Origin of the sequence: Corallococcus carmarthensis (genome assembly GCF_003611695.1) — a bacterium.
GTDB lineage: Bacteria > Myxococcota > Myxococcia > Myxococcales > Myxococcaceae > Corallococcus > Corallococcus carmarthensis.
Genome location: NZ_RAWE01000427.1, coordinates 1 through 2,535, shown reverse-complemented (window position 1 = coordinate 2,535; position 2,535 = coordinate 1). Strand labels below are relative to the sequence as shown.

At 68.6% G+C, this 2,535-nt stretch carries 3 protein-coding genes and 1 pseudogene; all 4 read right to left on the bottom strand.

All coding sequences use genetic code 11. The features are described 5' to 3' along the window. Positions 1-387: 387 nt before the first annotated feature. Positions 388-840, bottom strand: a complete 453-nt coding sequence (locus tag D7X32_RS44085; RefSeq protein ID WP_120608442.1) for a hypothetical protein — start codon at positions 838-840, stop codon at positions 388-390. Further along, positions 837-1,496 carry an anti-sigma factor family protein gene (locus D7X32_RS44080; protein ID WP_120608441.1) on the bottom strand — a complete coding sequence of 220 codons (660 nt, stop codon included), beginning with the start codon at positions 1,494-1,496 and terminating at the stop codon, positions 837-839. The genes D7X32_RS44085 and D7X32_RS44080 overlap by 4 nt, the downstream gene beginning before the upstream one ends. 84 nt (positions 1,497-1,580) lie before the next feature. After that, on the bottom strand, positions 1,581-2,195 hold the full coding sequence (locus tag D7X32_RS44075; protein WP_120575660.1) for an RNA polymerase sigma factor: 615 nt from the start codon (positions 2,193-2,195) through the stop codon (positions 1,581-1,583). A gap of 61 nt (positions 2,196-2,256) precedes the next feature. Then, a pseudogene (locus D7X32_RS45860) lies at positions 2,257-2,535 on the bottom strand (hypothetical protein); the annotation flags it as partial.

Genomic DNA, 2,535 nt, shown 5'->3' with positions numbered 1-2,535 from the left:
GTCCTGCCCTCATACCCAAGAGCAACTGCCGTGCCGTCGCCCAACTCATCGTTTTTCGAGGGAAGAAACCCCGAACCACCCCGAGCAAGCAGGGCAGGACTGACTTTCTTTCAGCCCGGCTCCAGGTAGTTCCGCCCTCTTTCCTGCCCCGCGGTCGCAGGCACACCCCAGCGCACGTCGGACGTGGGACGCAGCCCTCCGACGCCGGGACAGCGCGGCACCGTCCACGCAGGGGTGGATGTGCGAGGAGTAGGGAAGATTCAGGGGCAGCGGGCTCCTGACGCGGGGCCGCCCGGGGAACAGGGGGCCATCCAGGCGTCAGGGAGGGGCTTCCACCGGACGGCGCCTGCCCGAAGGCGGCGCGCATCCGTCACGGCACAGCAGCGGCTACTTGGACGGCGGCACCAGGACGAGGATGAGGTCGCCCCCCACGTGCTTGCCGGCCTTCTGGTACACGGCGCCCTGGCGGCCCAGCTCCACTTCCACGGAGGACTGGTTCGGGATGATGACGCGCAACGTGGCGCTGCCGTCCTTCATGCCCAGGAGCTGGAGCGACGCGTTCGTCCCGTTGGGGAGCTTCACTTCCGTGGGCTTCTGGGCGCCCACCTCCACGGTGTCCAGCGACATGCGCTTGAAGGAGGTGAAGCTGAAGTTCTGCTTCTGGAACGCCTCCTTCATCTTGCCGAGCTCCGGGGGGTCCACCACGGTGCCCTTGTTGGAGGCCAGCACCACCTCCACCTGCACCTTCACCTTCTGCTCCTGGGCGAAGGCCACCGACGGCCCCATCACCAAGCCCACGGCGAACACCAGTGCCAGCACCGCCCACGTCGGCTTCGTCATAGCGCTCCTCCGGTGGGCCGGGGCGGGACGGACGGCGCCTCCTGCCGCCCTCCCTGGCCATCCGGCTCCACGCTCGATTCCTGGGACTCCACCTGGCCCGGCTTCTTCTGCCCGTCGGCGGCGCCCTTCACGGTCTCCGGGGCCTGCTCCTGCTCGTCCACCATCCAGATGATGGAGCCCCCGCCTTCGGTCTCCATCACCACCGGGGCCACGCGGGCGCCCTGGTAGGACTGGATGGACTTCACCGTCATACGCTCGGCGGCGTAGCCCTCCGGCGCGCTGTCGCGCAGCAACAGCGGCAGCGCCACCAGCAGCACCACCGCGGCGGTGGCCAGCGACGACATCATCGCGGTGCGCTGGTAGAGGAACATCTCCGACAGGGCCAGCCGCATCCGTTCGATGAGGGGCGGCTTCTCCGGAGTCACCCGGGCCATCACCTTCTGGGCGAAGTCCTTGAAGTCGACGTCGTCCACCGCCATGTCCAGGCCGACCCGGAGCAACCCGGACTCGGCGCGCAGGTCCGCCGCGCGGCCCGTGCAATCCCGGCAGGCAGCCAGGTGCCGCTCCACGTTGACGCGCTCTCCAGGAGCGAGTTCACCGTCGATGTAGGGAGACAGGAGCGGTACGAAACGCTCACACGCGGGATTTCCGGCCATACTCTTCACCCTGCGGGCTGGTGGGAATTCGTCGTTGGGACGCGCGCTCCCCCACGGATATTCGAGGAGGCCTTTCTGGCATCCTCATTCGTTGCCCACCCCGCTCTTGGCTTCGTCCAGCTCCAGATAATCCCCAAGGATCTTCTGCACCTTGGCGCGCGCGTGGAAGAGCCGGCTCATCACCGTGCCCTTGGGGATGTCCAGCGTGCGGGCCAGGTCCTCGTAGGACATTCCCTCGATTTCGCGCAGCAGCAGGATGGCGCGGTGCTTCTCCGGCACCGTGGCCAGGGCCTCCTGGATCTTCTCCGCCAGCTCCTTGCGCAGGGCGCTCTTCTGGGGGTTGGTCCCCAGGCGGCTGCCCAGCGCGCCGATGCGGGCCTCGGAGAGGTCCACCTCCTGCGTCTCGTCGAACTCCACGGCCTCGCCGCCGCCCCGGCGCTTGCGCAGCACGTCGATGCAGATGTTGGACGTGATGCGGTAGAGCCACGTGTAGAAGGACGCGTCGCCCTTGAAGTGGTCCAGGTACTTGTAGACCTTGACGAACGCCTCCTGGGAGACGTCCATCGCCTCCTCCTTGTCCTTCAGCATTCCGAGCGCGACGGCATACACCTTGCGCTGGTAACGCTCGACGAGGAGCTTGAAGGCGCGCTGGTCCCCGCTGCGGACGCGCTTGACGAGTGTGAGGTCGTCGGTGGCCAAGTGCGCGGCACCGTAGCACAGGCCGCGACAACCCCAAGGCTTTCGACGCGCCCCGTCGCCCTTAGAGCGAGCTGACGAGCGCGATGGCCGCCAGCGCCAGGCCCACCATGGCCAGCACCGCCCCGAAGACCATGCGGTCCCACTGGGCCTGGGAGACGGCGGAGTCCTCCGTGTCCTCGCCGGCCCGGAAGGCGTGGAGCACGTTCCAGAACATGCGGCCGCCCAGCCGGCGGTCCGTGCCGTGGCGGTCGCGGGGGTCGTCGTTCTGGAGGGGCCGGCCCTCGGCGTCCCGGCGCACGAAGGGGCCGGGCAGCGGCTGGTAGAGGCCGGGGGTGAGGGG

What these genes read in the sequence shown, in the direction of transcription:
- D7X32_RS44085 (WP_120608442.1), bottom strand. Translation starts at nt 840, where the DNA reads ATGACGAAGCCGACGTGGGCGGTGCTGGCACTGGTGTTCGCCGTGGGC.
- D7X32_RS44080 (WP_120608441.1), bottom strand. Translation starts at nt 1,496, where the DNA reads ATGGCCGGAAATCCCGCGTGTGAGCGTTTCGTACCGCTCCTGTCTCCC.